The organism is uncultured Sphingomonas sp. (assembly GCF_964244265.1).
Lineage (GTDB): Bacteria > Pseudomonadota > Alphaproteobacteria > Sphingomonadales > Sphingomonadaceae > Sphingomonas.
On the sequence record NZ_CAXTHV010000016.1, the window covers coordinates 36,430 to 62,945 of the forward strand.

Annotated in this window: 25 protein-coding genes and 1 tRNA gene; 15 read left to right on the forward strand and 11 right to left on the reverse strand. The window is 67.6% G+C overall.

The genetic code is table 11. From position 1 onward, the window contains the following. Window positions 1-119: 119 nt before the first annotated feature. From ACFE7K_RS08370 to ACFE7K_RS08380, 3 genes are read left to right on the forward strand one after another with little or no spacing between them, the layout of a single operon-like run. Window positions 120-2,537, forward strand: a complete 2,418-nt coding sequence (locus tag ACFE7K_RS08370) for a TonB-dependent receptor (RefSeq protein WP_375397731.1) — start codon at window positions 120-122, stop codon at window positions 2,535-2,537. Window positions 2,538-2,557: 20 nt separating this feature from the next. After that, entirely contained in the window at window positions 2,558-4,108 is a 1,551-nt protein-coding gene (locus ACFE7K_RS08375) for a hypothetical protein (protein WP_375397732.1), read from the forward strand. Between the two features lies 1 nt (window position 4,109). Beyond that, window positions 4,110-5,309 (forward strand): mandelate racemase/muconate lactonizing enzyme family protein, encoded by a 1,200-nt coding sequence (locus tag ACFE7K_RS08380; RefSeq protein WP_375397733.1) that lies wholly within the window; start codon window positions 4,110-4,112, stop codon window positions 5,307-5,309. A gap of 36 nt (window positions 5,310-5,345) precedes the next feature. Here the strand turns inward: ACFE7K_RS08380 and ACFE7K_RS08385 are convergent. Then, a tRNA-Lys gene (locus ACFE7K_RS08385) sits at window positions 5,346-5,421 on the reverse strand. Further along, on the reverse strand, window positions 5,412-5,912 hold the full coding sequence (folK, locus tag ACFE7K_RS08390) for a 2-amino-4-hydroxy-6-hydroxymethyldihydropteridine diphosphokinase (RefSeq protein ID WP_375397734.1): 501 nt from the start codon (window positions 5,910-5,912) through the stop codon (window positions 5,412-5,414). The genes ACFE7K_RS08385 and folK overlap by 10 nt, the downstream gene beginning before the upstream one ends. A 148-nt stretch (window positions 5,913-6,060) precedes the next feature. Here folK and ACFE7K_RS08395 point away from each other — a divergent pair, with 148 nt between their 5' ends. After that, window positions 6,061-6,318: a hypothetical protein gene (locus tag ACFE7K_RS08395; RefSeq protein WP_375397735.1), complete on the forward strand. Its 258-nt coding sequence runs from the start codon at window positions 6,061-6,063 to the stop codon at window positions 6,316-6,318. 39 nt (window positions 6,319-6,357) lie between these two features. Here the strand turns inward: ACFE7K_RS08395 and ACFE7K_RS08400 are convergent, their stop codons facing one another. Genes ACFE7K_RS08400 through ACFE7K_RS08410 form a run of 3 tightly spaced genes read right to left on the reverse strand, consistent with a single transcriptional unit; the run spans window position 6,358 to window position 9,028 of the window. Next, on the reverse strand, window positions 6,358-6,918 hold the full coding sequence (locus tag ACFE7K_RS08400; protein WP_375397736.1) for a DUF4337 domain-containing protein: 561 nt from the start codon (window positions 6,916-6,918) through the stop codon (window positions 6,358-6,360). Beyond that, complete coding sequence (gene aguB / locus ACFE7K_RS08405; protein WP_375397737.1) at window positions 6,919-7,785, reverse strand: N-carbamoylputrescine amidase; 867 nt, start codon at window positions 7,783-7,785, stop codon at window positions 6,919-6,921. 25 nt (window positions 7,786-7,810) lie between these two features. Beyond that, window positions 7,811-9,028, reverse strand: a complete 1,218-nt coding sequence (locus ACFE7K_RS08410) for a UbiH/UbiF/VisC/COQ6 family ubiquinone biosynthesis hydroxylase (protein WP_375397738.1) — start codon at window positions 9,026-9,028, stop codon at window positions 7,811-7,813. A 291-nt stretch (window positions 9,029-9,319) separates the two neighbouring features. On the opposite strand from ACFE7K_RS08410, the gene ACFE7K_RS08415 reads away from it, so the two are divergent. The 4 genes from ACFE7K_RS08415 to ribA all read left to right on the forward strand — a co-directional run bounded on the left by ACFE7K_RS08415 (window position 9,320) and on the right by ribA (window position 14,467). After that, the gene (locus tag ACFE7K_RS08415) at window positions 9,320-11,593 is read left to right on the forward strand and encodes a DNA translocase FtsK 4TM domain-containing protein (protein WP_375397739.1); all 2,274 of its coding nucleotides are present in this window, start codon (window positions 9,320-9,322) and stop codon (window positions 11,591-11,593) included. 121 nt (window positions 11,594-11,714) lie between these two features. Then, the gene (locus ACFE7K_RS08420) at window positions 11,715-12,323 is read left to right on the forward strand and encodes an outer membrane lipoprotein carrier protein LolA (protein ID WP_375397772.1); all 609 of its coding nucleotides are present in this window, start codon (window positions 11,715-11,717) and stop codon (window positions 12,321-12,323) included. A gap of 254 nt (window positions 12,324-12,577) precedes the next feature. Next, the gene (locus ACFE7K_RS08425) at window positions 12,578-13,369 is read left to right on the forward strand and encodes an exodeoxyribonuclease III (protein WP_375397740.1); all 792 of its coding nucleotides are present in this window, start codon (window positions 12,578-12,580) and stop codon (window positions 13,367-13,369) included. Window positions 13,370-13,450: 81 nt separating this feature from the next. Next, on the forward strand, window positions 13,451-14,467 hold the full coding sequence (ribA, locus tag ACFE7K_RS08430) for a GTP cyclohydrolase II (protein ID WP_375397773.1): 1,017 nt from the start codon (window positions 13,451-13,453) through the stop codon (window positions 14,465-14,467). On the opposite strand, the gene ACFE7K_RS08435 is transcribed toward ribA, so the two are convergent. Continuing rightward, window positions 14,458-14,820 (reverse strand): hypothetical protein, encoded by a 363-nt coding sequence (locus tag ACFE7K_RS08435; protein ID WP_375397741.1) that lies wholly within the window; start codon window positions 14,818-14,820, stop codon window positions 14,458-14,460. The genes ribA and ACFE7K_RS08435 overlap by 10 nt on opposite strands. Before the next feature lie 140 nt (window positions 14,821-14,960). After that, window positions 14,961-15,797: a cold-shock protein gene (locus ACFE7K_RS08440; RefSeq protein WP_375397742.1), complete on the reverse strand. Its 837-nt coding sequence runs from the start codon at window positions 15,795-15,797 to the stop codon at window positions 14,961-14,963. A 205-nt stretch (window positions 15,798-16,002) separates the two neighbouring features. Here ACFE7K_RS08440 and ACFE7K_RS08445 point away from each other — a divergent pair, with 205 nt between their 5' ends. The 6 genes from ACFE7K_RS08445 (at window position 16,003) to rpoN (ending at window position 21,237) form a co-directional block, all read left to right on the forward strand. Beyond that, window positions 16,003-16,794 (forward strand): TerC family protein, encoded by a 792-nt coding sequence (locus tag ACFE7K_RS08445; protein WP_375397743.1) that lies wholly within the window; start codon window positions 16,003-16,005, stop codon window positions 16,792-16,794. 55 nt (window positions 16,795-16,849) lie between these two features. Then, window positions 16,850-17,470: a ribonuclease D gene (locus ACFE7K_RS08450; RefSeq protein ID WP_375397744.1), complete on the forward strand. Its 621-nt coding sequence runs from the start codon at window positions 16,850-16,852 to the stop codon at window positions 17,468-17,470. Between the two features lie 113 nt (window positions 17,471-17,583). Then, the gene (gene lptC, locus ACFE7K_RS08455; RefSeq protein ID WP_375397745.1) at window positions 17,584-18,222 is read left to right on the forward strand and encodes an LPS export ABC transporter periplasmic protein LptC; all 639 of its coding nucleotides are present in this window, start codon (window positions 17,584-17,586) and stop codon (window positions 18,220-18,222) included. A gap of 5 nt (window positions 18,223-18,227) precedes the next feature. Continuing rightward, window positions 18,228-18,755 carry an LptA/OstA family protein gene (locus ACFE7K_RS08460; RefSeq protein ID WP_375397746.1) on the forward strand — a complete coding sequence of 176 codons (528 nt, stop codon included), beginning with the start codon at window positions 18,228-18,230 and terminating at the stop codon, window positions 18,753-18,755. Between the two features lie 148 nt (window positions 18,756-18,903). Then, window positions 18,904-19,680 carry an LPS export ABC transporter ATP-binding protein gene (lptB, locus tag ACFE7K_RS08465; RefSeq protein WP_375397747.1) on the forward strand — a complete coding sequence of 259 codons (777 nt, stop codon included), beginning with the start codon at window positions 18,904-18,906 and terminating at the stop codon, window positions 19,678-19,680. A 51-nt stretch (window positions 19,681-19,731) separates the two neighbouring features. After that, window positions 19,732-21,237 (forward strand): RNA polymerase factor sigma-54, encoded by a 1,506-nt coding sequence (gene rpoN, locus ACFE7K_RS08470; protein ID WP_375397748.1) that lies wholly within the window; start codon window positions 19,732-19,734, stop codon window positions 21,235-21,237. Between the two features lie 31 nt (window positions 21,238-21,268). Here the strand turns inward: rpoN and ACFE7K_RS08475 are convergent, their stop codons facing one another. The 4 genes from ACFE7K_RS08475 to ACFE7K_RS08490 all read right to left on the reverse strand — a co-directional run bounded on the left by ACFE7K_RS08475 (window position 21,269) and on the right by ACFE7K_RS08490 (window position 25,307). Next, a complete protein-coding gene (locus ACFE7K_RS08475) occupies window positions 21,269-21,505 on the reverse strand; it encodes a hypothetical protein (RefSeq protein ID WP_375397749.1) in 237 nt (78 codons plus the stop codon). Window positions 21,506-21,650: 145 nt separating this feature from the next. Beyond that, on the reverse strand, window positions 21,651-22,595 hold the full coding sequence (locus ACFE7K_RS08480; RefSeq protein ID WP_375397750.1) for an aspartyl protease family protein: 945 nt from the start codon (window positions 22,593-22,595) through the stop codon (window positions 21,651-21,653). A gap of 121 nt (window positions 22,596-22,716) precedes the next feature. After that, window positions 22,717-25,131 carry a ligase-associated DNA damage response DEXH box helicase gene (locus tag ACFE7K_RS08485; RefSeq protein WP_375397751.1) on the reverse strand — a complete coding sequence of 805 codons (2,415 nt, stop codon included), beginning with the start codon at window positions 25,129-25,131 and terminating at the stop codon, window positions 22,717-22,719. 35 nt (window positions 25,132-25,166) lie between these two features. Further along, on the reverse strand, window positions 25,167-25,307 hold the full coding sequence (locus tag ACFE7K_RS08490; RefSeq protein ID WP_375397752.1) for a hypothetical protein: 141 nt from the start codon (window positions 25,305-25,307) through the stop codon (window positions 25,167-25,169). A gap of 51 nt (window positions 25,308-25,358) precedes the next feature. On the opposite strand from ACFE7K_RS08490, the gene ACFE7K_RS08495 reads away from it, so the two are divergent. Next, the gene (locus ACFE7K_RS08495) at window positions 25,359-26,357 is read left to right on the forward strand and encodes a ligase-associated DNA damage response exonuclease (protein ID WP_375397753.1); all 999 of its coding nucleotides are present in this window, start codon (window positions 25,359-25,361) and stop codon (window positions 26,355-26,357) included. Window positions 26,358-26,516: the final 159 nt, after the last annotated feature.

Below are 26,516 nucleotides of genomic sequence, written 5' to 3' on the forward strand. Positions count from 1 at the left end.
TATGCAATTCCTACTGAGCAAGTAGGGGATGATGCTGGGCGAGCCGAATATCAGCGGGCGCACCCCGGCGCGCGGCGCGTCCGGAAACGGGCCCGTGCGTCCGCACAACGGGGATGACCATGTTCAAGACACCTCAACGCACGCTCCTGCTCACCGGCGGCGCGCTCCTCGCCTTCAGCGCCCCCGCGCACGCCCAGACCGCGCCGGCCGATGCCGCCGCGCCATCGGGCGGCGCAACGACGGCAGACACCGAGCCGCAGACGACCGCGGACATCGAACGGAATCCCGGCGACATCATCGTCACCGCCCGCCGCCGCACCGAGCGCGCGCAGGACGTGCCGATCGCGCTCAGCGTCGTCGGCGGCGAGACGATCGACCGCACCGGCTACACCAACCTGGTCCAGATCGCGGACCTGACGCCCAGCCTCGTCATCCGCAACAACAACGCGCGCAACACCTTCGTCAACATCCGCGGCCTGGGCTCCAACGCCAACCAGAATGACGGGCTGGAAATCGGCGTCGGCTTCTACGTCGACGATGTCTATTACGGCCGCATCGGCGCCTCGCAGTTCGACCTGATCGACCTCGACCGCGTCGAGGTGCTGCGCGGCCCGCAGGGCACGCTGTTCGGCAAGAACACGACCGCCGGCGCGATCAACATCACCACCCGCCTGCCGAGCTTCACCCCCGAATTGCGCGCCGAGGCGAGCGGCGGCGAGCGCGGTTATTACCAGTTGCGCGCCAGTGTTACCGGCCCGATCATCGACGACAAGGTCGCCGCGCGCCTAACCGTTTCCGACACCCACAATGACGGCTGGCTCTACAACATTGCGACGAAGCGCCGGATCAACGATTACTCGAACTGGACCGTGCGCGGGCAGGTGCTGGTGACGCCGTCGTCGGCCGTGACGATCCGGCTGATCGGCGACTATTCGAAACAGACCGCCTATTCGCGCCTGGCGAGCACGGTCGGCGTCTTCACGACCTATGCCAACGGCGCCCCGCTCACCAACAACTTCCTCGATCGTGCCGCGCGCGCCGGCTATGCGGTCCCCTACAATGTCGCCGATCCGTTCGCCCGGCTGGTCGATGCCGACGCCGCGATCCAGGCGAACATGGAGGGCTATGGCGTCTCGGGTAAGCTCGACTGGGATCTCGGCGGCGTCACCCTCACCTCGGTCACCGCCTATCGCTGGTGGGACTGGTATCCGCTCAACGACCAGGACAACACCTCGCTGGACATCAACCGCGCGGGCGGCACCACCAATTTGCAGCGCCAGTTCAGCCAGGAGCTGCGCCTTTCCTCCAACGGCACCAACACGGTCGATTACGTGGCCGGGCTCTATTACTTCTGGCAGGTCGTCAAGGGCCTTGGGCAGTACAAGACCGGCAAGGACTATGCCGTGTGGAACAGCCCCACGGTCAATCGCGCGCTCGCCAACTACGCTTATGACGGCTTCGAATCGGATTCCATCATCGAGCCGCGCACCAAGAGCTATGCGGCCTTCGGCCAGGCGACCTGGCACGTCACCAGCGCCCTGAGCCTGACCGCCGGCCTGCGCTTCACCCATGAGGACAAGACCGGCATCTTCGACCAGCGCACCGTATCGGGCAACGACCTGTCGGTGCTGAGCGCCGCCGACCGCGCGATCGCGCAAGGGTTGCGCGATGCGATCTATCCCGTGATCTACTACAAGACCGGGCTCAAGGACGATGCGCTGACCGGTCAGGTCAGCCTCGCCTACAAGCTCGCGCCGGACATCCTGGCCTATGCGAGCTACGCGCGCGGCAGCAAGTCGGGCGGGTTGAGCCTCGGCCAGCTTCCCAACGGCGTGTCCCCGGTGGTCGATCCCGAAACGGTCAACGCCTATGAGGTCGGCCTCAAGAGCCAGTTCCTCGATCGCCGCATCACCGCGAACTTCGCGCTCTACTGGACCGACGTGAAGAACTACCAGTCGGCGATCACCGAGTTCATCGGCAACACGACCTCGTCGATCCGCTATATCTCGAACATCCCCGGCGTACGCTCGCGCGGTTTCGAGGCCGATCTCGTATTCGCGCCGACCCGTCTCGTCCGCCTCACCGCCTCGGCCTCGTATAACGACGCGGTCTATCAGGGATATACCAACGCCCAGAACGCGCCCGACCGCCGCAACATCAGCATCATCCAGGATCTGAGCGGCGTCCAGCTAGCCAATGCGCCCAAGTTCATCTACAGCCTGTCCGCCGACATTGCGCAGCCGGTGCGGGTCATCGGCGGCGATGACGAACTCTACGCGCGGCTCGATTTCAATCACCGCTCCTCGAACGACACCAGCGACAGCAATTCGCAATATACGCGGATCCCCGGCTACGGCGTGCTCAACGCCCGCTTCGGCCTGCGCCTCGCTGATGGTCGATACGATCTGTCGGTCTGGGCGCGTAACCTCACCGACCAGCGCTATTTCACCGCGCTGGGCGCCGCCAACACCGGCCTCATCACCGGCAATATCGGCGATCCGCGGCAGATCGGCGCAACATTGCGCCTTAACTTCTGACGCCCGCGGGAGGACGATCCATGCGCTATACCCGCCGCCACATCCTCGCTGGCGCGACCACCCTGGGGCTTGGCGGCGTCCTCGGTGGCGGGGTCGCCTGGGGTTATCCGGCCAACCCGGTCCGCGCGCTGCTCCCTTCCGCCAGTCACGACACCCTCGCGATCAAGGTGCTGCTCGATCAGCCCGCCACCGCCGCGCCATTGCTCACGATCGGCGGCCGCCCGGTCAAGCCGCGGCGGATGGATGCCGACGGCTATGCCTGGGGCTATGTGCAGCCCGGATTGCGCGGCGGCACCATATATCGCCTGGCGCTCGCCGACGCCGCGGGCAAGACGCTGCGCGCGCCCTGGACGCTGCGGACGCTGCCGCCGCCCGGTTCGCTGCCCCAACGCTTCCGTATCCTGTTCTTCACCTGCGCGGGCGGTGATGAGGCGGCGGGCCCCTATGGCTACCTCTCCGTCGCCACGCGCCGCGCCTTGTTCGATCGCGCGCTCAGCTTTGCCCCCGATCTCGCCGTCGCCAATGGCGACCATGTCTATTGGGACCTGTGGACCGCGCTCAAATACCGCCGCGATCCCGCCGTCCGCGCCAAGACCGCCGAGCAATATCATCGCATCGCCTGGATCGACGAGGACCAGGCGTTCGATTCGGCTACCAACCGCCGTTCGCTCAACACCGTCATCGGGCGCCAGATCGCCTCGATCTATGAGGATCGCTTCGCATCGGTTCCCCTGGTCTTCGTGACCGACGACCACGATTACTTCGAGAACGACAATGCCGGGCCATGGGGCTATACGTTCCCGCCCCGGCCCTTCGTCTTCGGGCTCCAGCAGCGCACGCAGGCGATAGCCTATCCGTTCGCGCTCGGCCGTCCCGATCTGGGCGATCCGTATCGATCCGGCACCGTCGAGACGATCCGCATCGGCAAGCTCCTGGAGATGACCACTTATGATTGCCGCCGCGGCTGGTCGACCGGGCCCAGGGCCGGCGTGCTCTTCCCCGCCGCCGAAGTTTATCTGATCGACCGGCTGAAAGCCGCCACCGCCCACCAATACATCCACGTCCCCTCCAACCCGTTCGGGTGGACGGCGGGCAAGCTCGGCGAATGGTATGCCGATCAGCCTTCCGACGCGAGCACCTTCCCCAACGACAAGGGCTATTGGCAGGCCGGCTGGTTCGACCAGCACCAGCGCATCGCCGCCGCGCTCACCGCGCAGCGCGACCGCGCCGCGATCAGCATTTCGGGCGACCTGCACGCGAGCGCCAGCACGACGATCACCCGCAGCGGCGACCTCGATCTCAGCGCCAATCCGATCCACTCGATCCTGCCCGGCACGATCGGCACCAGCACGCCCGGCTTCCCCAGCGCGGCGCGGGGCGTCTTCCCCTGGCACCCCAGGGTGCTTGAAGCGCGCGACGACCAGAAGATCGAGGAGCGCAACGGCTTCAGCATCGTCGACGTCTTTCCCGACCGCGTCGAGCTCCAGTCGTTCCGCTGGCGCGATCCCGATCCGGTCGCGGCAATCGCGACGCTGCAGCCGTTCGCCCGCCAGACGATCGCGCGGGGCTGACGTGCGGCGCCGCGACCTGATCCGCGCCGCGGCCTTGGCACCGCTGCTACCCGTCGCGGCCGCGGCGGTGCCGCGTAACGCGCGGCTCACGATCGACGGCATTGAGCTGTACCGCCTCCCGGTCAACCGCCGAGGCGATTGGCTGCTGCTGCGGCTGCGCACCGCCAACGGCCTGACCGGTATCGGCGACGCGTCGCACGGCGGCGACGATACGGCGACGCTGCGCTGGCTAAGGCAGCTGTTCGATCGGCTGCGCGGCCGCAGCGTCTTCGACGTCACCTGGCTCCGCCAGACGACGTTGCAGAGCCTCGGGCGTCGTGCCGATCCGCCGCTCCTCACCGCCGCCAGCGCCCTCGAACAGGCATTGTGGGATCTCCAGGGCAAGGCGCTGGGCGTGCCGGTCTACGACCTGTTCGGCGGCCGGCTCCACGAGCGGCTGCGGCTCTATGCCAACATCAACCGCTCGACCGATCCGCGCACGCCGGTGGGCTTTGCCGCCATGGCGCGGCGTGCGGTGGCGGACGGCTTCACCGCGGTGAAGCTCGCCCCGTTCGACGCGCTGCCGTTCGATCTCGCCGATCCGCTCCGACGCCGGGCGCTGATCGACGACGGCGTCGCCTGCGCCACCGCCGTGCGCACCGCGATCGGCGCGGGGCACGACCTGCTCATCGACGTCCACAGCCGCCTGCGTCCCGATGAGGGGCTGGCGCTCGCCAGCCGGCTCCAGCCGCTCGACCTGTTCTGGCTGGAAGAGGTCACCCCCGCCGATCCGCCTATCGCTCTTGCCGCCATCAACCGGGCGGCAGCGATGCCCACCGCAGGCGGCGAATCGATCCAGGGCGTCGCCGGCTTCTATCCCTATGTCACCGCCGGCGCCGTCGACGTGCTGATGCCCGACGTGAAGCAGTGCGGCGGGATGCTGGAGCTGCGCAAGATCGCCGCGCTTGGCGAGGGCGCCGGGTTCGACGTCGCGCCGCACGGCCCCGCCAGCCCGATCGGCAATTTGGCCGCCGGGCATGTCGCCGCGACCCTGCCTAACTTCACGATCCTGGAGCACGCTTATGGCGAGGTGCCATGGCGCGCCGAGGTCGTCGATCCGCCCGAGCAGGTGACCAACGGAGCCCTGACGCTGGCGAACCGACCGGGCCTCGGCGCCGATCTCGACGCGGCGACGCTCAGACGGAAAGCCACCTCCATTTGAGCAGGAGCAGGCGTCGCCGGCAGCGCGCGCAATGCCTGGTGGGTCCGCCGGGGCTCGAACCCGGGACCTCTCGATTAAAAGTCGCTTGCTCTACCGACTGAGCTACGGACCCGCACCGGCGGCTCGCGCCCTAGGGTCGGGCCGCCGCCGGGTCAACCGCGCCGCGAGCTGACGCATCGTCCGCCCGGTCACCGGATCGCGCCGGTTGGGCATTAGGTGCGCCAGTGGATCGAGCACGAAGCGACGCTGGCGGAATGCGGGATGCGGTATCGTCAACCGATCGTCGGCCCAGGTCCCGCCATCCCACAGGATGATGTCCAGATCGATAACCCGGTCGTGCCAGCGCGCGCCGGGCCGCCGTCCGAATCGCGTTTCGATCGCCTTGAGCCGCGCGAGCAAGACGGGCGGGGTCTCGTCGGTGGCGATCACCGCGATGGCGTTGGCGAAGCGGCGGCGTGCCGGGCCGATCGGGGCGGTGGTGATTGCCGGCGATAGGGCGACGACATCGCCGATCACGGCCAGCGCGGCGCGGATGGCGGCGGCCGGGGCACCGTGACGGCTGCGGCGATTAGAGCCCAGCGCGATGACGTAGGTCATGGACATGATGGGGCGCCCTCAGGATGTGGTTCAGCAAAGCTGAACCAAGGCGTACCGCACTCTCCTGCCCGAGCGCCCTGATCGTTTCCCCAAAACAGGAATTGGCGTGGTGTCGCCAATCGGCGATAGACCCGCCCGATCGGGGAGGGCGCGCGTGGTACGGGAAGCGATTCGCACGTGGAAGACCGGCTTCGTGCTGCTCGTCAGCAGCGTCCTGCTGACCGCGCTGGCCGGCGGCCTCCTCGTGTTCCTGCCGCTGATGCTGCTTCGCCATTTCGTCGATTTTCCGATGCGGACGGCATGGCTGGTCACGGCGGGCCTCGTCGTCATCTATGCCCCCTGGGCGTTCGGCGCGGCGCTGGACAATTTGCGCGATTTCTACCTGGAGGGAACGAGGCGGCGGCGGCGGTAGCCTGTCACCTACGATGAGTCCAAGCGGCCACCATCCGCTTCAGCCCAGGAAGCTGCTCAGCACGTCGGGATGAAAGGCGAAGCCGGCAAAGCCGCAGATACCCATGAACAGCCCCATCGCGCCGAACGCCCACGCCGCGATCAGTAGCCAGAAGCTTTCGACCAGCGCCGACACCGCCGCCATCGAGATCGCGGTCGAGACCAGCGCTTCGCTCGCATCGAACTGGTCGTCATGGACGTTGAGCGCGTCATAGCGGTCGGCGAAACCCTGCGCCTCGCCGGCCAGCCCGGGCGCCTTGGCGCGGTATCTGGCGATATCGACGTCGAGGGCACGCGTCGCCGCCGCCGCGGCGCCGTTCGTCGGGCCTGCCAGCGTGGCGATCTCGCCGCGCGCAGTCTCGGCGATATGCTGCTTGGTCTTGGTCGCTTGATATTCGGCCCAGCGATCGACCGAATCGGCCTTCGCCTGCGCCATGGCCTGGACGATATTGCCGTCCTTGATGTTGCACACACCGGTGAAGACCGAGAGGATGACCACAGTGATCGCGACCAGCCGGTTGAGCCGTTTGTCCTTGGCTTCCGCGCTGACTTCTACTTCCATTCAGATATCCTCCACCAGCCGCCCGTACAGATCGGGCCGGCGATCGCGAAAAAAGCCGAAGGCGGCGCGGTGGCGTTTCACGCGGTCGAGGTCGAGCGTGGCGGTGATGACGCCTTCCTCCTCGCGGTCGAGTTCGGCGAGGATGTCACCGCGTTCGTCGGTGATGAAGCTGGTGCCGTAGAAGGTCTGGCCCATTCCATCTTCAAGGCCTTCGGTGCCGACGCGATTGGCGGCGACCACCGGCACGACATTCGACACGGCGTGGCCGACCATCGCACGGCGCCACAGCCGCGCGGTATCGAGGCTGGTGTCATGCGGCTCGCTGCCGATCGCGGTCGGGTAGAACAGCACGTCTGCCCCCATCAGCATCATCGCGCGCGCGACTTCCGGATACCATTGGTCCCAGCACACGCCAACGCCCAGCGTGGTGCGGTCGGGGCCGTCCCACACCTTGAAGCCGGTATTGCCGGGGCGGAAATAGAATTTCTCCTCATAGCCCGGGCCATCTGGAATGTGGCTCTTGCGATAGACGCCCATCACCCGGCCGTCGGGGCCGATCATCGCCAGGCTGTTATAGTGATGCGGCCCGTCGGCCTCGAAGAAGCTGGTCGGGATCCACACCTCGAGCTCGGCGGCGAGGCGCTGCATAGCCAGCACGGCCGGATGTTCGGCGGCCGGGCGCGCGGCGGCGAACAGCCCCTCATCCTCGACGCGGCAGAAATATTCGCCCTCGAACAATTCGGGCGGCAGGATCACACGCGCGCCGCGCCCGGCCGCGTCGCACACCGCGTCGCCGACCCGCGCGATGTTGGCCGCGGTGTCGGTCGAAAAGGCCAGCTGGAGCGCGGCGACGGTGAGTTCGGTCATGGCGCATCCATAGCCGTGCGTTCGCTTATATCGCCAGCCCCTGCAGCAACCGGGGCGTCGCGCCCGCTTCGCCGCGCGCCTCGCTGATGAAGCGGTCCTTGACCATCGGCGCGCGCTGTACCGCCGACAGGCCGAGCCGGCGGACGGCACTCGTGGTGCGCCCGGGCACGCCGAACAGCCGCGTCAGCCCGTCGGTTGCCGCCGCGACCATGAACGTATCGAGGCTGCGCCAGCGGTCATAGCGCTTGAGCAGCGCGGCATCGCCCAGGTCCATGCCCAGGCGCTTGCCTTCGACCAGCACTTCGACCAGCGCGGCGACGTCGCGGAAGCCGACATTGACGCCCTGTCCGGCAATCGGGTGGATGCCGTGCGCGGCGTCGCCGACCAGCGCCAGCCGCGGGGCGGTGATCGTCGCGGCATGGTGGAAGCCCAGCGGATAGCTCGATCGCGGCCCGAGCCAGGCAAGCTCGCCCAGGAACCCGCCGATCGCCCGGTCGATCTCCGCCAGATAGCCGCGCTCCCCGAGCTTCATCAGGCCCGGCGCCTGGTCGCGCCTGACCGACCATACGATCGCCGAACGATGCCCGCGCTCGTCGTCGTTGAGCGGCAGGATCGCGAACGGGCCGGCAGGGTAGAAGATCTCGTAGGCGATGTTGTCGTGAGCGTGCTCGTGGCCGATCGAGGTGACCATTGCGGCGTGGTCGTAGGTCCAGCGCGCGACCTTCAGCCCGGCGGTCTCGCGAGTCGGCGAATCCCGCCCCTCGGCGCCGATCAGCAATGGCGCGGCGACCGTCGATCCGTCGTCCAGCGTCGCCCGCACTCCGGCGGCATCGCGCTCGACCGAGGTCACGCGGGTGCGAAAGCGCAGGTCGACGCGCGCCGCGTTCCGCGCGGCGGCGAGCAGGGCGGCGCGCAGCACGCGGTTCTCGACCATCGTGCCCAACGCATCTTCGCCGTCCGGCGGCGTGAAATCGAGCGCGCCGGGTTCCAGCCCGTCGCTGACCCGGATGCCGCGGATCGGGCAGCCCTGTCCGGCCAGCTGCCGCCCCACGCCGATTGCGTCGAGCATGCGCATCGGCGCCCCCGCGATCGCCGAGGCGCGGCCATCGAACCCGGCGGCCAGCACCACGTTTGGATCGGCGGTATCGACGACGATCGCGCTCAGCCCATGCGCGTCCAGCGCCACCGCCAGCGCGCTGCCGACCAGCCCGGCGCCGATGATGATGACGTCCGCCTTGTCCATGGTTTGCCCTAAGAGTCCGTTTGGAAACTCGCGAAAGGGCGAGTTTTGGTACGGTGCCGGCCCGCTCTCCTACCCGGCCTCCCAATCAGGATATGCTATGGGAAGTCGGGTGGGGGAGCGGGCCGGCACCGCAAAACGTGCCCTCAGCACGTCTTCAAACAATCCCTAAACATTTTTAACGAGAGGATCCATCGTTCCGTTTGGCGCGGGCGAACGACGGCTTGACGCCGGACTCGCGGCGAGCGAGACTCGTCGGCGCGACTTTATCGCGAACATTCGGGGACAGGTCACATGGCGAGCCGCGCGCAGCCGCCGCTCTGGCGCGAGACGATGAAGGCCGGCGCGGTGCGCAGCGGCGCGCTGATCGGCGCGCTGTCGATCGGCATGGTGACCCTGCTGGCGGCGCTGGCGCTGGTCACCTATCATTCGGGCGATCCGTCGCTCAGCACGGCGGCGGGCGGCCCGGCGCGCAACCTGCTGGGGACGCCGGGGGCACTGGTCGCCGACCTGGCATTCACCCTGTTCGGGCCGCTGGCGGTGTTGATGCTGCCGGTCGGGGGAGTGGTCGCGGTGCGACTGTGGCGCGACGAGCCGGTCGGCGGCTGGGCGCGGATCCTGCGGGACACGACGATCGGCATCGCGCTGATGGCGACCGCGCTTGCCTTCCTGTCCGGCGCGGCCTGGCCGACCTGGCCCGCGGGATGGGGCGGGATCGCCGGGCTGGGCATCGCCGGCGCGCTGCGGTCGGCGATCGCGCTGATCGGCGAGCCGGTCGCGACCCTGTGGATCAGCCGCGTGGCCGCGGCTGTCGCCGGGCTGGGGGGGGCGGCATTGTGGGCGTTCGCGCTCGACATCGGGCTGCCCGATCTGCCGCGCCGCAAGCCGCGCATCGCCGATGGCCGGACGAGCGGCCAATTGCGGATCGCCGCTCAGCCGATGATCTCGACCCCGCGCACGCTGGCCCCGCGTAATCCCGGCCCCGGCCCGGTGATCGCCGATCGCCAGGCCGCGCCGGCCCAGCCCAGGCCGCGCGCGCGGCAGGCGAACCTCGACCTGCGCGACACCTATCCGCTGCCGGGCATCGACCTGCTCAAGCCGCCTCCGCCCCCACTGGATACCGCGATCGACAAGGCCGCGCTGGAACGCAATGCGCGCCTGCTGGAGACCGTGCTCGACGACTTCCACGTCAAGGGCCGTATCGTCGAGGTGCGCCCGGGGCCGGTCGTCACGATGTACGAGCTGGAACCCGCCGCCGGGATCAAGGCGAGCCGGGTGATCCAGCTGGCCGACGACATCGCGCGCAACATGTCGGCGATTTCGGCGCGGGTCGCGACGATCCCGGGGCGGACGGTGATCGGCATCGAATTGCCCAACCTCCATCGCGAGATGGTGTCGCTCCACGAGCTGATCGCGAGCGAGGCGTTCGAGGACCAGACGTCGTCGCTGCCGCTGATCCTGGGCAAGAACATCGCCGGCGATGCCGTCATCGCCGACCTGGCGCCGATGCCCCACCTGCTCGTGGCGGGCACGACGGGTTCGGGCAAGTCGGTCGGCCTCAACTGCATGATCCTGTCGCTCCTGTACCGGCTGAACCCCAGCCAGTGCCGGATGATCATGATCGATCCGAAGATGCTCGAACTGAGCATGTATGACGACATCCCCCATCTGCTGTCGCCGGTGGTGACCGATCCGGCCAAGGCGGTCCGTGCCCTAAAATGGGCGGTCGAGCAGATGGAGGACCGATACCGCCAGATGTCGTCGGTCGGCGTGCGTGGCCTTGCAAGCTTCAACGACAAGGTCCGCGCGGCGCGCGCCAAGGGACAGCCGCTCGGCCGCAAGGTCCAGATCGGCTATGAGGAAGGCCGCCCGGTCTATGAGGAAGAGCAGCTCGATTACCAGGTGCTGCCGCAGATCGTCGTGATCGTCGACGAACTCGCCGACCTGATGATGACCGCGGGCAAGGAGGTCGAGTTCCTGATCCAGCGGCTCGCGCAAAAGGCGAGGGCGGCGGGCATCCATCTGATCATGGCGACGCAGCGCCCCTCGGTCGATGTCATCACCGGGGTCATCAAGGCCAATTTGCCGACGCGGATCAGTTTCCATGTCACCAGCAAGATCGATTCGCGCACGATCCTGGGCGAACAGGGCGCCGAACAGCTGCTGGGCAAGGGCGACATGCTCTACATGCCGGGCGGTAAGGGCATCGTTCGCGTTCACGGCCCCTTCGTCAGCGACGACGAGGTGCGCGCCGTGGCGGACCATTGGCGCGCCCAAGGGGTGCCCGATTACGTTAGCTCGGTCACCGAGGAGCCCGAGGACGGCTTCGTGTTCGACGGCGCGCCGATCGGCGAGGATTCGGCCGAGGACCAGCAATACCGCAACGCCATCCAGTTCGTGGTGGAAAGCCAGAAGGCGTCGACCAGCTGGCTCCAGCGGCAGATGCGGATCGGCTATAATTCGGCCGCGCGGCTGGTCGAGCGGATGGAAAAGGACGGCATCGTCGGCCGCCCCGACCATGTCGGCAGACGCGACGTGCTGCGCGATACCGACGGCAACCCGAAATAAGGCGGACGCCATGGATGATTTGACGATCGGCCGCTCGGGGACCGCTCGCCTTGTGCCAGGTTAAAATGCCGTTCACGCAGCCTGTCTATGCAGGTTACGCATCATCGGAGAGAAGTTCGTGATCTACCGCGTGTCCGCATTGGTGATCGCGCCGCTCGTTCTCGCCGGCGCGCTCGCGCCCGTCGGTGATTTGGCGCGCGTGCAGCAGCACCTGAAGGCGGTGGCGACGATGACCGCGGATTTCGTGCAGACCGATCGCAACGGCCGGATGCTGACCGGTACGCTGACGCTCAAGCGCCCGGGAAAAATCCGTTTTCAATATGAGAAAGGCGTGCCGATCCTGATCGTCGGCGACGGCAAGGCGCTGACGTTCGTCGATTATTCGGTGAAACAGGTTCAGCGCTGGCCGATCGGCGGCAGCCCGCTCAGCATCCTGCTCGATCCCGATCGCGATATCGGCGGTGTCGCGCGCGTCGTGCCCAGCGCCGACGACACGATCCTGTCGATCGAGGCCAATGATGCCAGGCATCCCGAATATGGCCGCACCACGCTGATCTTCGCGCGTGATGCGGGGGCGCCCGGGGGGTTGATGCTGAAGGGGTGGGTGGCGCTGGATGCACAGAACAACCGGACGACCATTCGCCTCAGCAAGCAGCGTTTCAACCTGCCGGTATCCGATGGCGTTTTCCGCTGGAACGATCCGCGGGTAAGATCCCGGCGACCCGGATAGATCGTTCATATTGAGGCAATGTTGATCGCCCTAGAGGGAGCGCGCGGATGCGGGGCGGTTCGGGATTTCCCCCCTGTTGCCCGAACGGGCTCGTTTCCCGCCTGCGTGACGAACGCCAGGTCGGCCCCTGTTCCATGCCCCCGGAACAGGGGCCTTTCCTTGGCCGGGAGCGACCATGCCGCGTGTATACCGCATGGCGGGACCAGATTCCACGGGCTGGTGCGGAGCACCGGCCTCGCCTACATCACCGCCCGATGACCACGCTGAAGATCGTTTCCTGGAACATCAATTCGGTGCGCTTTCGCCTCGACATCGTCACACGGTTCCTGCGTGACGCGGCGCCCGACATCCTGTGCCTTCAGGAGACCAAGGTGATCGACGGCGACTTCCCCGAGGCTGCGTTCCGCGCCTTGGGTTATGACACGATCATCCTTCACGGCCAGCGGATGCACCATGGCGTCGCGATCGTCAGCCGCGTGCCGCTGGTCGAGGATGACCGACTGGACTGGCAGGCGAACCGCGAGGCACGGCACGTCGGCGTGCGGCTGGCGGGGGGCATCAGGCTGGAGAATGTCTATGTCCCCGCCGGCGGCGACGTGCCAGATCGCGACGCCAACCCGAAATTCGCCCAGAAGCTCGATTTTCTCGATCGCATGGCGCGCTGGTCCGAGGGACTGGAGTGCCCGACGATCCTGACCGGCGACTTCAACGTCGCCCCGCTCGATTGCGACGTCTGGAGCCACCGCCAGTTGATCAACGTGGTCAGCCACACCGCGGTCGAGATCGCCGCGCTCGATCGCCTGCGCCGGTCCAATTCATGGGTCGATCTGGGCCGGCATTTCTTCCCGGCGCCGGCGCGGCTGCACACGTGGTGGAGCTATCGCTCGCCCGACTGGACGGTCAATGATCGCGGCCGGCGGCTCGATCATATGTGGGCGACCGCCGACGTCGCCGCGCGCGCCGTCGCGCACCGCGTGTACGAGGAGTGCCGCAGCTGGCTGAAACCGTCCGACCATGTGCCGATCATGACCGAGTTCGCCCTGTGACCGGATTGATGCCGTGACTGGCCTGACGCCGTGACCGACGAGACGCCGGACGTGCGCCCCGTCGCCCGCGCGATCGATGCGATGCGCCGGGGCTGGCCGATCACGATCGCGGGGCCGGACGGCACGATCGGCCTGCTGGCGGTAGAGACTGCCGATCGCGCGGGGCTCGATCGCTTCGATCCCGCCGGCGATGCGCCGGTGCTGCTGTCCGCGGGGCGCGCGGCAACGCTGAAGCTGGTCAACCAGCGTGCCGCCGCCCAGCCGGATGCGCCGGTGCTGGTCGAGCGCGCACCCTGGCTCGATCTCGATGCCGTGGTCGCGCTCGCCGATCCCCAGCTCGATCTCGCGACGCCGCTCAAGGGCCCGTTTCGCGCCATCGAGCCGGGCGCGGTGGAGGCGATGACCGCGGCGCTGATGCTGGTGCGGCCGGCCGGCATCCTGCCCGCCTTCTTCGTCGGCGCCGCCGAGGGCGAGGCGGTGACACCGGCGGCGATCGCCGCTTTCGGCGATCCGATCACCCTGGTCGTCGCGGCGCGCGCGCGGTTGCCGGTGGCGCAGGCGCCGGGCGCCGAGATCGTCGCCTTTCGCGGCCCCGATTCGCCGGGCGAGCACGTCGCGCTGATCGTCGGCAAGCCCGATGGCCGGCCGCCGCTGGTCCGGCTGCACAGCGAGTGCCTCACAGGAGACGTGTTCGGCAGCCTGAAATGCGATTGCGGGCCGCAATTGCACGCCGCGATCGCCGCGATGGAAGATATTGGCTGGGGCATCCTGCTCTATCTGCGGCAGGAGGGGCGCGGCATCGGGCTGATCAACAAGATGCGCGCCTATGCCTTGCAGGATCAGGGGTTCGACACGGTCGACGCCAATATCCGGCTGGGCTTTGCGGTCGACGCGCGCGATTTCCGCGTGGCGGCGCGGATGCTCGACCTGCTGGGACAGCGCACCATCCGGCTGATGACCAACAACCCCGAAAAGATCCGCGTGCTGGAAGCCGCGGGGGTTAGCGTTGCCGAGCGCGTGCCGATCTCATTGCCGGCCAACCCGCACAATGCGCGCTACCTGGCCACCAAGCGCGATCGGACGGGGCATCAGCTATAGACGCGGCGCGAGAACCGGGCTTGTGGCATGGCCGCTGGCGAGCGGTTGCGGACATGTCGCCCCTTATCGTCGAACATGGCCATCATCGAAAGCTGCTCCGGCGCCGTCACGAACCGATGATGGACGATGCCTGGGTGCGCTGCTCGGCGGGACGGCCGGACCGGGCTTGCTTCAACCGCGATCGAAGAAGTCGACGTGACCGGTCGACAATTCGTATAGGCGCCAACCACCTTGAGCTTGCCCGCGGCCGGCGGGGCAGGCATGATCGGGTCGGATCCGTTCCGATCAACTGATCCGGACGCGCGGCGCTCCAGGCGGCGGCTATTGACCAGTCGATAAAGGGCAGCTTTCACATTTCAATTCCCAAAGCCGCCTGCCGGCTTTTCACCAATCCTGATCGTGCCGCGATCTTCTTCGGAATTGATAGTGGCCCCAATGAAAAGGGCCCGGCACCATCGTGCCGAGCCCCGTTCAGCTGCCTGTCAGGCGCCCGTCAGATCGCCGAGAGGTTTACTGCGGCATATTTGCCACGGCGATCGACCTCAAGTTCGAACTCGAGTCGGTCGCCTTCGTTGAGGTTGGTCATGCCCGCGCGTTCGACCGCGGAGATGTGGACGAAGGCATCGGGCTGGCCGTCATCGCGCTGGATGAAGCCGAAGCCCTTCATCGAATTGAAGAACTTGACGGTGCCGGTAGCCTTTTCGCCGGTCAGCTGACGCTGCGGCGCGCCGCCGGCGCCGGGGGCGCCGCCAGTGCGTGGCGCTCCCGGACCGGCGTCGCGATCACGCGGCGGAGCGCGGTCGGTAACCGGCAGAGGTTCGCCGTCAATCTTCAGGTCGGTCGCCGAAATGCGCCCGCCACGGTCGACCAGGGTGAAGCCCAGCGGCTGCCCCTCGGCAAGGCCGGTCAGCCCCGCTTGCTCGACCGCGCTGATATGGACGAACACGTCCTCCCCGCCGTCATCGCGCACAACGAAGCCGAAGCCCTTCTGCGCATTGAAGAATTTTACGACGCCGGTGCCTTCGCCGACGACCTGGGGGGGCATGCCGCGACCGCCGCCGCCACCACCACTGAAGCCGCCACCACCGCCACCGCGAAAACCGCCGCCGCTGCTGCCGCCGCCAAAGCCGCCACCACCGCCGCGATATCCGCCGCCGCCGCCATAGCCGCCTCCGCCACCGCCGCCAAAGCGATCGCCACCGCCAAAGCCGCCGCCACCGAAGTCACCGCCGCCAAAACCGCCACCGCCGAATTCGTCACCGCCGAAACCGTCGCGCTTGTCCCTGCCGCGACCGCCACGATCGCCACGGCGTCCTTTATCGAAACTCATGCCCTGTTCGTCTTCCCGGTTCGTCCAACACACATCCAAGAACCATGACACCGGACGACGGGCGCAGGCCTTCGGGCGCCAGACAAAAGCGCCGCACCCTCTCTTAGCCCAAAATTCGCCCACTCGCGAACAAATTCGTCGCCGCGGTCACGACGCTAACTCGCGACCTTGCGCGCGGCGACCGGGCAGGGCACAGCGATCGGGTATGCCGGCCCTATCGCTTCTCACCGATCCGGCTGCATGGGCCGCCCTCATCACGTTGATCGTCATGGAGGTGGTGCTCGGGATCGACAATCTCGTGTTCATCTCGATCCTGTCGAACAAGCTGCCCGAGGCGCAGCGCGCTCGCACCCGCCGGATCGGGCTGGCGCTGGCGCTGGTCCTCCGGCTGGTGCTGCTGTCGACCATTGCCTGGATCGTCGGCATGACCGCGCCGGTCCTGGATCTGGGGCTGACAGGCGCACGGGGGCCGCATGGTGAACCCAGTTTTGAGACCGCCTTTTCGATCCGCGACCTGATCCTGATCGCCGGTGGATTGTTTCTGCTCTACAAGGCCACGGCCGAGATCCACCACAGCGTCGATGCCCATGGCGCGGGAGCAATCCCCGACGAAAAAGGCGCGCGGTCGCTCGGCTTTGCCGCCGCCATCGTCCAGATCCTGGCGCTCGACCTGGTATTTTCGATCGATTCGATCCTGACCGCGGTCGGCATGACCGACGAGCTGCCGATCATGATCGTCGCCGTGGTCACCGCGGTCGGCCTGATGCTGCTCGCGTCGGGGCCGCTTGCCCGTTTCATCGAGAAGAATCCCAGCGTGGTGATGCTGGCCCTCGGCTTCCTGCTGATGATCGGGCTGGTGCTGGTCGCCGACGGTTTCGGGGTCCATGTGCCCAAGGGCTATGTCTATACCGCGATGGCGTTTTCGGCGGTGGTCGAGGTGCTCAACATCGTCAGCCGCCGCGCCGGCGCGCGCCGCGCCGGGTCGCCGGGCCGCTGACTCCATACCGACTCCTGCCATTGAGCGGGCGCGCGTTCGCGTCTAGGCGGGGTCGATGACCGTCCACCTCCACCAGGAAGACATACCCGCCGGGTTGTTCGCGCCGGGCGCGCCGATCGCCATCGATACCGAGACGATGGGGCTGATCACGCCGCGCGACCGGCTGTGCCTGGTGCAATTGTCCGATGGCGGGCCCGACGAGCATCTGGTGCGATTCGCGGCTGGCAGCGACTATGCCGCGCCCAATCTGAAGGCCGTGCTCGGCGATCCCGGCCGCGAGAAGCTGTATCATTTCGCCCGTTTCGATCTCGCCGCGATCCGCCAGTATCTGGGCGTGACCGCCGCGCCGGTCTATTGCACCAAGATCGCCTCGCGGCTGATCCGCACCTATACCGACCGCCACGGGCTGAAGGAACTTGTCCGCGAACTGCTCGGCATCGACATTTCGAAACAGCAGCAATCGTCCGATTGGGGCAGCCCCGCTCTGTCCGACGCGCAGAAGGACTATGCCGCCTCCGACGTCCGCTTCCTTCATGCGCTGCGCGAGGAGCTCGATCGCCGGCTGGCGCGCGAGGGCCGGGCCGAACTGGCCAAGGCGTGTTTCGATTTCCTGCCATGGCGCGCGGAGCTCGATCTCGCCGGCTGGCCGGAGGTGGATATCTTCGCGCATGTCTGACGCCATGCACTCGCGGCGCCGGCCCGCTCCCCCACCCGACCACTCATTCAGGATATGCATTGGGCGGTCGGGTGGGGGAGCGGGCTGGTGCCGTTCTTCCATCAGGAAAGCGCATGTCTGACGTCGCCCGCCGCGTCCGGTCCCGGCGCCAGCTATGGGCGGCGCCCGGCGGCAGCCATGACCGCATGGTCGTGCTGGCCCGGATAGCGCTGCCGTCGATGGTCGGGGCGATCGCGGCGACGATGGTGCTGCTGCCGCTGACCGGCGGCGGCGATGTCAGCTTCGTGCTCGACAAGAACAAGGTCGAGGTCGCCAAGGAGCGGCTGCGGCTGCAGGCCGCCACCTATCGTGGCGAGGACGGCAGGGGACGCCCGTTCGAGCTCCAGGCCGGATCGGCGGTGCAGAAGAGTTCGGCCGATCCGGTGGTCGAGATCGACAGGCTTGCCGCACGGATCAACCTGGCCGACGGTCCGGCCAGCTTTGCCGCGCCCAGGGGGCGATACGACATGAACAAGCAGAGCCTGAACGTGCCGGGGGCGGTCACGTTCAACGGGCCCGGCGGCTATCTGCTCGAGACCAGCGACGCGACGGTCGACCTCAAGTCCCGCCAGATGCAGAGCGGCGGCGCGGTTTCCGGCACCGTGCCGCAGGGAACGTTCACCGCCGATCAGATGACCGCCGACCTGGAAAACCGGATCGTGCGGCTGGATGGCCGCGCCCGCTTGCGGATCGTGCCGCGACGCGCGAAATAGCCGCGATGCGCATTTCCTTTTTCCTGCTCCCCGCTTTGGCCGCTTGCGCCGGGGCCGCCGTCGCTGCCACCTCGCACAATTCGGCGGCGCCGATCGACTTCGCCGCCGATCATATCGAGCTGCAGGACAAGGCCAATCGCGCGATCCTGTCGGGTAACGTATCGGTCAAGCAGGCCGAGATGACGCTGACCGCGGCGCGGATGACGGTGTCCTACACCGGCAGGGTGGTCGACGGATCGCCCCAGGTCTCGCGGCTCGACGCGTCGGGCGGGGTGACGGTGACGCGTCCCGACCAGGTCGCCAGCGCTTCCTATGGCGTATACGACATCAACCGCCGCGTGATCGTCATGTTGGGCGGCGTCACCCTGAACCAGGGCGGCAACAAGGTCAGCGGCAGCAGGCTCACGATCAACCTCGACACGGGCAAGGCCAATATCGACGGTTCGGGGGTGTCGAGCGGAACGCCAGGGACGGTGAATACCGCGCCGGGCGGGCGCGTGACCGGCCGCTTCTCGGTGCCCAAGCGCAACTGACTGGCGGATTCGGCCCGTTATCGGCGCAGGACGGCTTCCCTTGACGGCCCCGGCGCGGCATGAGTCACGGCGCGTCATGCACAAAGCCTGCCAGACCGCGACGGCAACCATCCGGTAACCAAGCCGCAGGCATTCACGGAGCGCGGAAATGGACGACGTCACGACCCTGGACGCGATCGAACCGATCGCCGAGACCCCCGTGTCGAAGGGGCTGTCGGTCGTGTCGATCGCCAAGTCATACGACAAGCGCGCGGTGCTGACGGACGTGTCGGTATCGGTCGGACCGGGCGAGGTGATCGGGCTGCTCGGGCCCAACGGCGCGGGCAAGACGACCTGCTTTTATTCGGTGATGGGTCTGGTCAAGCCCGATGCGGGCCGCATCATGCTCGACGGCGACGACATTACCGGGTTGCCCATGTATCGCCGCGCGATCCTGGGGCTCGGCTATCTACCCCAGGAAACGTCGATCTTTCGCGGCTTGTCGGTCGAGAAGAACATTTCCGCGGTGCTCGAACTCGCCGAGCCCGACGCGGCGGCCAGGGCGCGCAAGCTCGACACCCTGCTCGACGATTTCGGGCTGACCCGGCTGCGCGACGCGCCGGCGATGGCGCTGTCGGGTGGCGAGCGGCGCCGCGCGGAGATCGCCCGCGCGCTGGCCGCGGACCCCTCGATCATGCTGCTCGACGAGCCGTTCGCGGGCATCGACCCGCTGTCGATCGCCGACATCCGCGACCTGATCGTCCAGCTCAAGTCGCGCGGCATCGGCGTGCTGATCACCGACCACAATGTCCGCGAGACGCTGGAGATCGTCGATCGCGGCTATATCATCTATGACGGCCGCGTGCTGTTCACCGGCTCGCCCGAGGAACTGGTCGCCGACGCCAATGTCCGCCGGCTGTACCTCGGCGAAAGCTTTACGCTGTAGAATGGGCGATAGCCTCTTTCCGTCCGGGCGAACGGTTGTGAGAACACATCCATGAGCCTTGCCCCGCGCCTCGATCTGCGTCAGTCGCAATCGCTGGTGATGACGCCCCAGCTGCAGCAGGCGATCCGCCTGCTTGCGTTGTCCAATCTGGAGGTGGAAACCTTCATCGCCGAGGAGATCGAGCGCAACCCCCTGCTCGACAGCATCGGCGGTAGCGACGATGACGGCCCGATCGGCGAGCGCGAGCCGCCCGCCGCCGCCTCGGCGACCGACGAGCCCGCCGGCACCGACAGCCTGCTAATGGGCGACAGCGGCGGCGAGGCCGCGCTCGACGTCGATTTCGCCGCCGAAAGCTTCCACCACGACAGCGCCGCCGACCAGGTGGGAATGGACGGGTCTCTGGGCATGGCCGGGGCGGCGGGCGGCGCGATGAGCGGGGACAGCCCCGACCTCGACGCCTTCGCCGACACGTCGCTGGGGCTCGCCGATCATCTGCTCAATCAGGCCGGCGCGGTGCTGAAGGGCCATGATCTGTTCGTCGCCCGCCACCTGATCGACCTGATCGACGAGGCCGGGTATCTCGCAGCGCCGCTGCTCGACGTCGCGACCCGGCTCGGGGTGCCGCTCGACCGGGTCGAGGCGGTGCTGGAGGTGATACAGACATTCGACCCGACAGGAGTCGGCGCACGCGACCTGGCCGAATGCCTGGCGCTTCAGGCGCGTGAGGCCGACCGCTATGATCCGTGCATGGCACGGCTGATCGATCACCTCGACCTGGTGGCGCGGGGCGATATGGCGCGGCTGAAGCGGATCTGCCAGGTCGACGACGAGGACCTGGCGGACATGATCCGCGAACTGCGCAACTACGATCCCAAGCCCGGCTGCCGTTTCGGCGGCGAGGCGATGCAGGCGGTGGTGCCCGATTTGTACATTGCGCGGCGCAAGGACGGCTGGGCGATCGAGATCAATGCCGCGACGCTTCCCCGCCTGCTCGTCAACCGGTCTTATTATGTCGAGCTGACCAGCGGTTCCCGGGACAAGGCGTCGAAGGCATGGCTATCGGACATGCTGGCCAGCGCCAACTGGCTGGTCAAGGCGCTCGACCAGCGCCAGCGGACGATCATCAAGGTCGCGGGCGAGATCGTGCGCCAGCAGGAGGCGTTCTTCCTCCATGGCGTCGCCCATCTGAAGCCCATGACCCTGCGCCAGGTGGCGGACGCGATCGAGATGCACGAATCGACCGTCAGCCGGGTCACCAGCAACAAATATCTGAGCTGCGCGCGTGGCTTGTTCGAGCTCAAATATTTCTTTACCTCGGCGATCCAGGCGGCCGACGGCGGTGACGCGGTGTCGGCGCAGGCGGTCAAGGCGGCGCTCCGCACGCTGATCCAGGCCGAGGATGCCAAAGCGATCCTGAGCGACGACACTCTGGTCGACCTGCTCAACGCCAAGGGCTTCGACATCGCCCGGCGCACCGTCGCCAAATATCGCGAGTCGCTCGGCATCGGCAGCTCGGTCCAACGCCGCCGGCAAAAGACGCTGGAGGGGGCGGGGTGAGAAGAGGGGCGGGGGCGAACGGTGCCTGCCGCTACCCGGCATATTCCTTGACCAGGTCGAACAGGTAATCGCGCCCGGTATACAGCGAGTCGACCTTGATCCGTTCGTTCAGGCCGTGGATGCCGTTGCTGTCGGGGTCGCGGAAGAAGCCGGGAGTGCCGTAGACCGGGATGCCGATCGCCTCAAGGAAGATGCCGTCGGTGGCGCCGGTCGACATCGCCGGGAGCAGCGGTACGCCGGGGAAATATCTCGCCGCGACCGTCTTCATCGGGCCGGTGATCCTGGCGTCGAGCGCGGGATGCCGGTCGGGCGGATCGGCTGGTTGGTGATCACCGTCACCTTGGGACCGGCCAGGTCCTTATCCGCATGCTTTGCCTTACAGCGTGGATTGTCGCCATTGGCAATGCCTGGCGTCAGGGCCGCTGGTCGGGAAAGCGCACGCCGACGTTGCGCGGCAGGGTGAAGCGGACCTCGCGATTGGCGAAGTCGACCGACACCCGGCGGAACAGCCGCAGCGTATCCATGCCGAGCAGCAGCGCCGGGCTGTTGCCCAGACCGAAACGGCGGAACGGCAGCGCGTCGGCAAAGGCGACGGGGATGTTCTGAAAGCCGATGCCGCCGATTTCCATCGAATCGACATTCGTGTAATCGGCGCCGAGCCACTCCCCGGTAACCGACAGCAAATTGATGCGTCCGAGCGCCTTCGGCTTGCGGATCGCCGCCAATAAAGCGGAATTGCCGACGGTGACCGGCGATCCGGTGTCGATGATCACCGAGATCCGCCGGCCGCGATAGCGCGCGTTGGTGACGATCAGCTGGCCGTAAAGGTTCTTTGCGCGCACCACGATGTCGTCGAGGCCCACCGGCAGCTCGCGCTTCGACGACGGCCTGAGCGTCATCACGTTGGCGTCGAAGTCGATCGCGACCGCATGCCCCTTCAGCGCATCCAGCCCGAGCATTCCCGGCGCGCCGAGATTTCGCGCCTCCACCGCCGGCGCCTCGATCATCTCGGGCGCGATCCGGCTGACCTTCAGCAGCGGTAACAGCACGGTGTCGATCCTGCTGGTGCCGGCCATCGTCGTCACGCGCACCGTGCGCCCCGGCATCAGCCCGAGCGACCCGGCAAGTTCGCGCGAGACGACCGTGCGCTCGGCACCGGTATCGATGACGAACTGAAACGGCCCGGCGGTGCCGATCGAAACCGGAACGGTCATCCGCCGGTCGGCCTCGGCAATGTCCAGCTTATCGTCGGCCGCGGCGGGACCGGCGACCGGGGGCGGCACGGTCGTGGTCTGGCCGGTAACCGGCGAGGCGGCGGCAAGAGCTAACAGGGGCAGCGAGGCCATTACCTTGCGCATCGCCGAACGATACGCCCGCCACCGGCCTTCAACAAGCGCCAAGAATCCCTGGAAACTCGCGGGAAGCCGAGCTTCGATGCGGCCGGTATCGCACCTGCTTCAGCAGGGCTGAAAACAGCATCTAATCCAGCCGCATCGCCTCGTGCGCCAGCATTTCCGCTTCCGCCAGCAGCGCGTCGTCGGCCAGGCCGGTCGCCACGCGCTCGCGCCCGATCAGCGTCAGCACGGGCACGGCGAGCGGCGACACGCGCGGCAGGTCGACATGGACCATCGTGTCGGCGGCGCGGTCGAGCAGGTCGGCGAGCCGCCCGACATCGGTCATCCGCGCCCGCGCATCGTCCCAGGCTGCCTGGAGCAGCAGGTGGCCCGGCTCGTATTTGCGCAACACGTCGTAGATCAGGTCGGTCGAGAAGGTGACCTGCTTGCCGGTCTTGCGCTTGCCGGGGTGCTGGCGCTCGACCAGCCCGCCGATCACCGCGACCTCGCGGAACGCGCGTTTGAGCAGATGCGATTGCTGCACCCAGTCGACGAATTCATGCTCCAGGATGTCGCGCGAGAAGAGCGGACGGGGATCGGCGACGCGATCGATCGAATAGCAGGCGATGGCATAATCGTTCGAGACGAAGCCCAGCGGCTTCATCCCAATCGTCTCCATTCGCCGCGTGAGCAGCATGCCGAGCGACTGGTGGGCGTTCCACCCCTCGAAGCTGTAGGCGACCATGTACTGGCGCCCGTCGAGCGGGAACGTCTCGACCAGCAGCTGCCCCGGCGCGGGCAGCACCGATCGCTGCGCCTGCACCTCCAGCCATTCGCGGACATCGTCGGGAAATCGCGCCCATTCTCCCGGACTCGCCAGAAAGTCGCGGACCCGGTCCGCCAGGTTGGTCGACAGCGGCATCCGCGCGCCGCCATAGGTCGGGATGCGCGCGGGCCGCGCGGTGGCGCGGACGATCAGGTCCTCGGTGTCGATGGCGATCATCTCGACGCTCATCCCGGCAAAGAAGAAGGTGTCGCCCGCCGACAGCGTGGCGGCAAAGCCCTCCTCGACCTTGCCGAGCGACCTGCCGTTCTTGAACCGGACGTTGAGCATCGTCGCCTCGACGATGATCCCGGCGTTCAGCCGGTGCTGCTGGACGAAGCGCGGATGGCTGACGCGCCACACTCCCTCTTCCTCGGTCAGCCGCCGGAACCGATCATACGCCTTCAGCGCATAACCGCCGTCGCGGATGAAGCCGAGCACGCGCTCGAACGTCGCGGCATCCAGCGCCGAATAGGGCAGGGCGCCTTGCACCTCGTCGAGCAGGTCGGCGCTGTGGAACGGCGCGGCACAAGCGCAGGCCATGACGTGCTGGGCGAGCACGTCGAGGCTGCCGGGGCGGAACGGATCGGCGTCGAGCGCGCCTGCTTCGACCGCGTCGAGCGCCGCGCGCGCCTCGAGATATTCGAAACGGTTGCCCGGCACGACGATCGCCTCCGACGATTCGTCGAGCCGGTGGTTGGCGCGCCCGATCCGCTGGAGCAGCCGCGACGATCCCTTGGGCGCGCCCATCTGGACGACGCAATCCACGTCGCCCCAATCGACCCCGAGATCGAGGCTGGCGGTCGCGACCAGCGCGCGCAGCTTGCCGTCGGCCATCGCGCCTTCCACCTTGCGCCGTGCCTCGCGGCTGAGCGATCCGTGGTGGATGCCGATCGGCAGCGACGTCGCATTGGCCTTCCACAAGTCCTGGAAGATCAGTTCGGCCAGACTGCGGGTGTTGCAGAATACGATCGTCGTGCGGTGCCGCTCGATCTCGGCCATCACCTGTTCGGCGGCATAGCGCCCCGAATGGCCCGACCACGGCACGCGGCCCTGCGGCAGCAGGATGGTGATATCGGGCGGAGCGCCGGGCTCGCCCTCGACCAGCTCGACCGCATCGATGTCGCCATCGGGGGCAAGCCATGCGCGATAGGCATCGGGATCGGCGACCGTCGCCGACAGGGCGACCCGGCGCATGGCGGGCGCCAGCAGCTGCAACCGCGCGAGACACAGCGACAGGAGGTCGCCGCGCTTGCCGGTGGCAAAGGCATGGACCTCGTCGACTACCACGCGCTTCAGCCCGGCGAACATCAGCCCGCTGTCGGGATAGCTTAGCAGCAGCGACAGCGATTCGGGGGTGGTCAGGAGGATGTCCGGGGGGCGGGCGCGCTGGCGCGCCTTGCGGTCGCTCGGCGTGTCGCCGGTGCGCGTCTCGACCCGGATCGCCAGGTCCATCTGCGCGATCGGGGTCAGGAGGTTGCGCTGGACATCGACCGCCAGCGCCTTCAGCGGCGAGACGTAGAGCGTGTGGAGGCCCTCTCCGGGGGTCTCGATCAGCTCGGCAAGCGTCGGCAGGAACCCCGCCAGCGTCTTGCCCGCGCCGGTCGCCGCGACCAGCATCGCGTGCCGCCCGGCGCGTGCGGCGTCGAGCATGTCGAGCTGGTGCCGACGCGGCGCCCAGCCACGTCCGGCAAACCAGTCCACAAGCGGTCGGGGCAGCGTCGGCACGGCATCCATATGGGGTGGCGGCCGGACCGTCGCGATGCGCCGTCCTACAGGAAAGGCTTTTCATCAGGCGGGGGCGGCGGACCGGCCCCGGGCCGGCGCCGAACGACGAAGAAGACGACCGCCGCGATTACCAGCAGCGCAAAGACCGCCACGATGCCGCCGATGCCCGAATTCGAACTGCCCATCCGCTTTACCCCCGCATTGACCGATTCGGCCCGCTCGCGCGTAATAGCATCATGTCCCGCCTTGGCGACTGGATCGAGCCGCATCCCCACGGCATCTACGTGACGCCGGCCGATGCGTGGATCGACCCGTCGCAGCCCAGTCCGCGCGCGCTCATCACGCACGGCCATGCCGATCATGCGCGCGGGGGGCATGGTGCAGTATGGGCGACCGCGGAGACGCTGGCGATCATGGCGACGCGTTATGGGCCGCAGGCGGGGAACGCCGTGCCCTATCGCGCGCCGTGGGACATGGGCGATGTCGCGGTGACCTTCGTCCCGGCGGGCCATGTGCTGGGCTCGGCGCAGGTGGTGTTGCGCCATCGCGGCGAGACGATCGTCGTGTCGGGCGATTACAAGCGCCGCGCCGACCCGACCTGCGCGGCATTCGAGGCCGTGGCGTGCGATATCTTCGTCACCGAGGCGACGTTCGGCCTGCCGGTATTTCGCCACCCCGACCCGCATGACGAGATCGACAAGCTGTTGGCCGCGCTGCGCGCCAATCCCGATCGCTGCATCCTGGTCGGCGCGTATGCGCTGGGCAAGGCGCAGCGGGTGATCCGCGAACTGCGCGACATGGGATATGACGATCCCGTCTACATTCACGGCGCGCTCCAGCGATTGTGCGACCTCTATGTCGAGCTCGGCGTCGACCTCGGCGAGCTGCGTCCCGCGACCGGCGTGGCCAAGGCCGAGCTCCAGGGCCGCATCGTGATGTGTCCGCCGTCGGCGCTCAACGACCGCTGGTCGCGCCGCCTGCCCGACCCGATCACGGCGATGGCGTCGGGCTGGATGCGGGTGCGCCAGCGCGCGCGGCAGAAGCTGGTCGAACTGCCGATCATCCTGTCCGACCATGCCGACTGGGATGAACTGACCGAGACATTGCTCCAGATCGCGCCGAAGGAAGTGTGGGTCACCCATGGTCGCGAGGACGCGCTGATCCATTGGTGCATGACCCGCCAGATCAAGGCGCGCGCGCTGGCGCTGGTCGGCTATGAGGACGAGGACGATTAGACCAGTTCCACTTGCGGCGCCGGCCAACTTTGGCCGATCGTTCGGCGCGTCGTACTGCGTGACCATTTCATCGCACGGTCTTTGGACGATCTGGATCCTTGGTGAATTTTACGATCCGTTTAGGATGCGGTCGGTAGCAATGGCTGCCTGAAGCCACAC

Coding starts and splice junctions, on each gene's coding strand:
- ACFE7K_RS08370 (WP_375397731.1), top strand. CDS start 120: ATGTTCAAGACACCTCAACGCACGCTCCTGCTCACCGGCGGCGCGCTC.
- ACFE7K_RS08375 (WP_375397732.1), top strand. CDS start 2,558: ATGCGCTATACCCGCCGCCACATCCTCGCTGGCGCGACCACCCTGGGG.
- folK (WP_375397734.1), bottom strand. CDS start 5,912: ATGTCCATGACCTACGTCATCGCGCTGGGCTCTAATCGCCGCAGCCGT.
- ACFE7K_RS08400 (WP_375397736.1), bottom strand. CDS start 6,918: ATGGAAGTAGAAGTCAGCGCGGAAGCCAAGGACAAACGGCTCAACCGG.
- aguB (WP_375397737.1), bottom strand. CDS start 7,785: ATGACCGAACTCACCGTCGCCGCGCTCCAGCTGGCCTTTTCGACCGAC.
- ACFE7K_RS08410 (WP_375397738.1), bottom strand. CDS start 9,028: ATGGACAAGGCGGACGTCATCATCATCGGCGCCGGGCTGGTCGGCAGC.
- ACFE7K_RS08415 (WP_375397739.1), top strand. CDS start 9,320: ATGGCGAGCCGCGCGCAGCCGCCGCTCTGGCGCGAGACGATGAAGGCC.
- ACFE7K_RS08425 (WP_375397740.1), top strand. CDS start 12,578: ATGACCACGCTGAAGATCGTTTCCTGGAACATCAATTCGGTGCGCTTT.
- ribA (WP_375397773.1), top strand. CDS start 13,451: ATGCGCCGGGGCTGGCCGATCACGATCGCGGGGCCGGACGGCACGATC.
- ACFE7K_RS08440 (WP_375397742.1), bottom strand. CDS start 15,797: ATGAGTTTCGATAAAGGACGCCGTGGCGATCGTGGCGGTCGCGGCAGG.
- ACFE7K_RS08445 (WP_375397743.1), top strand. CDS start 16,003: ATGCCGGCCCTATCGCTTCTCACCGATCCGGCTGCATGGGCCGCCCTC.
- ACFE7K_RS08450 (WP_375397744.1), top strand. CDS start 16,850: ATGACCGTCCACCTCCACCAGGAAGACATACCCGCCGGGTTGTTCGCG.
- lptC (WP_375397745.1), top strand. CDS start 17,584: ATGTCTGACGTCGCCCGCCGCGTCCGGTCCCGGCGCCAGCTATGGGCG.
- ACFE7K_RS08460 (WP_375397746.1), top strand. CDS start 18,228: ATGCGCATTTCCTTTTTCCTGCTCCCCGCTTTGGCCGCTTGCGCCGGG.
- lptB (WP_375397747.1), top strand. CDS start 18,904: ATGGACGACGTCACGACCCTGGACGCGATCGAACCGATCGCCGAGACC.
- rpoN (WP_375397748.1), top strand. CDS start 19,732: ATGAGCCTTGCCCCGCGCCTCGATCTGCGTCAGTCGCAATCGCTGGTG.
- ACFE7K_RS08475 (WP_375397749.1), bottom strand. CDS start 21,505: ATGAAGACGGTCGCGGCGAGATATTTCCCCGGCGTACCGCTGCTCCCG.
- ACFE7K_RS08480 (WP_375397750.1), bottom strand. CDS start 22,595: ATGCGCAAGGTAATGGCCTCGCTGCCCCTGTTAGCTCTTGCCGCCGCC.
- ACFE7K_RS08485 (WP_375397751.1), bottom strand. CDS start 25,131: ATGGATGCCGTGCCGACGCTGCCCCGACCGCTTGTGGACTGGTTTGCC.
- ACFE7K_RS08490 (WP_375397752.1), bottom strand. CDS start 25,307: ATGGGCAGTTCGAATTCGGGCATCGGCGGCATCGTGGCGGTCTTTGCG.
- ACFE7K_RS08495 (WP_375397753.1), top strand. CDS start 25,359: ATGTCCCGCCTTGGCGACTGGATCGAGCCGCATCCCCACGGCATCTAC.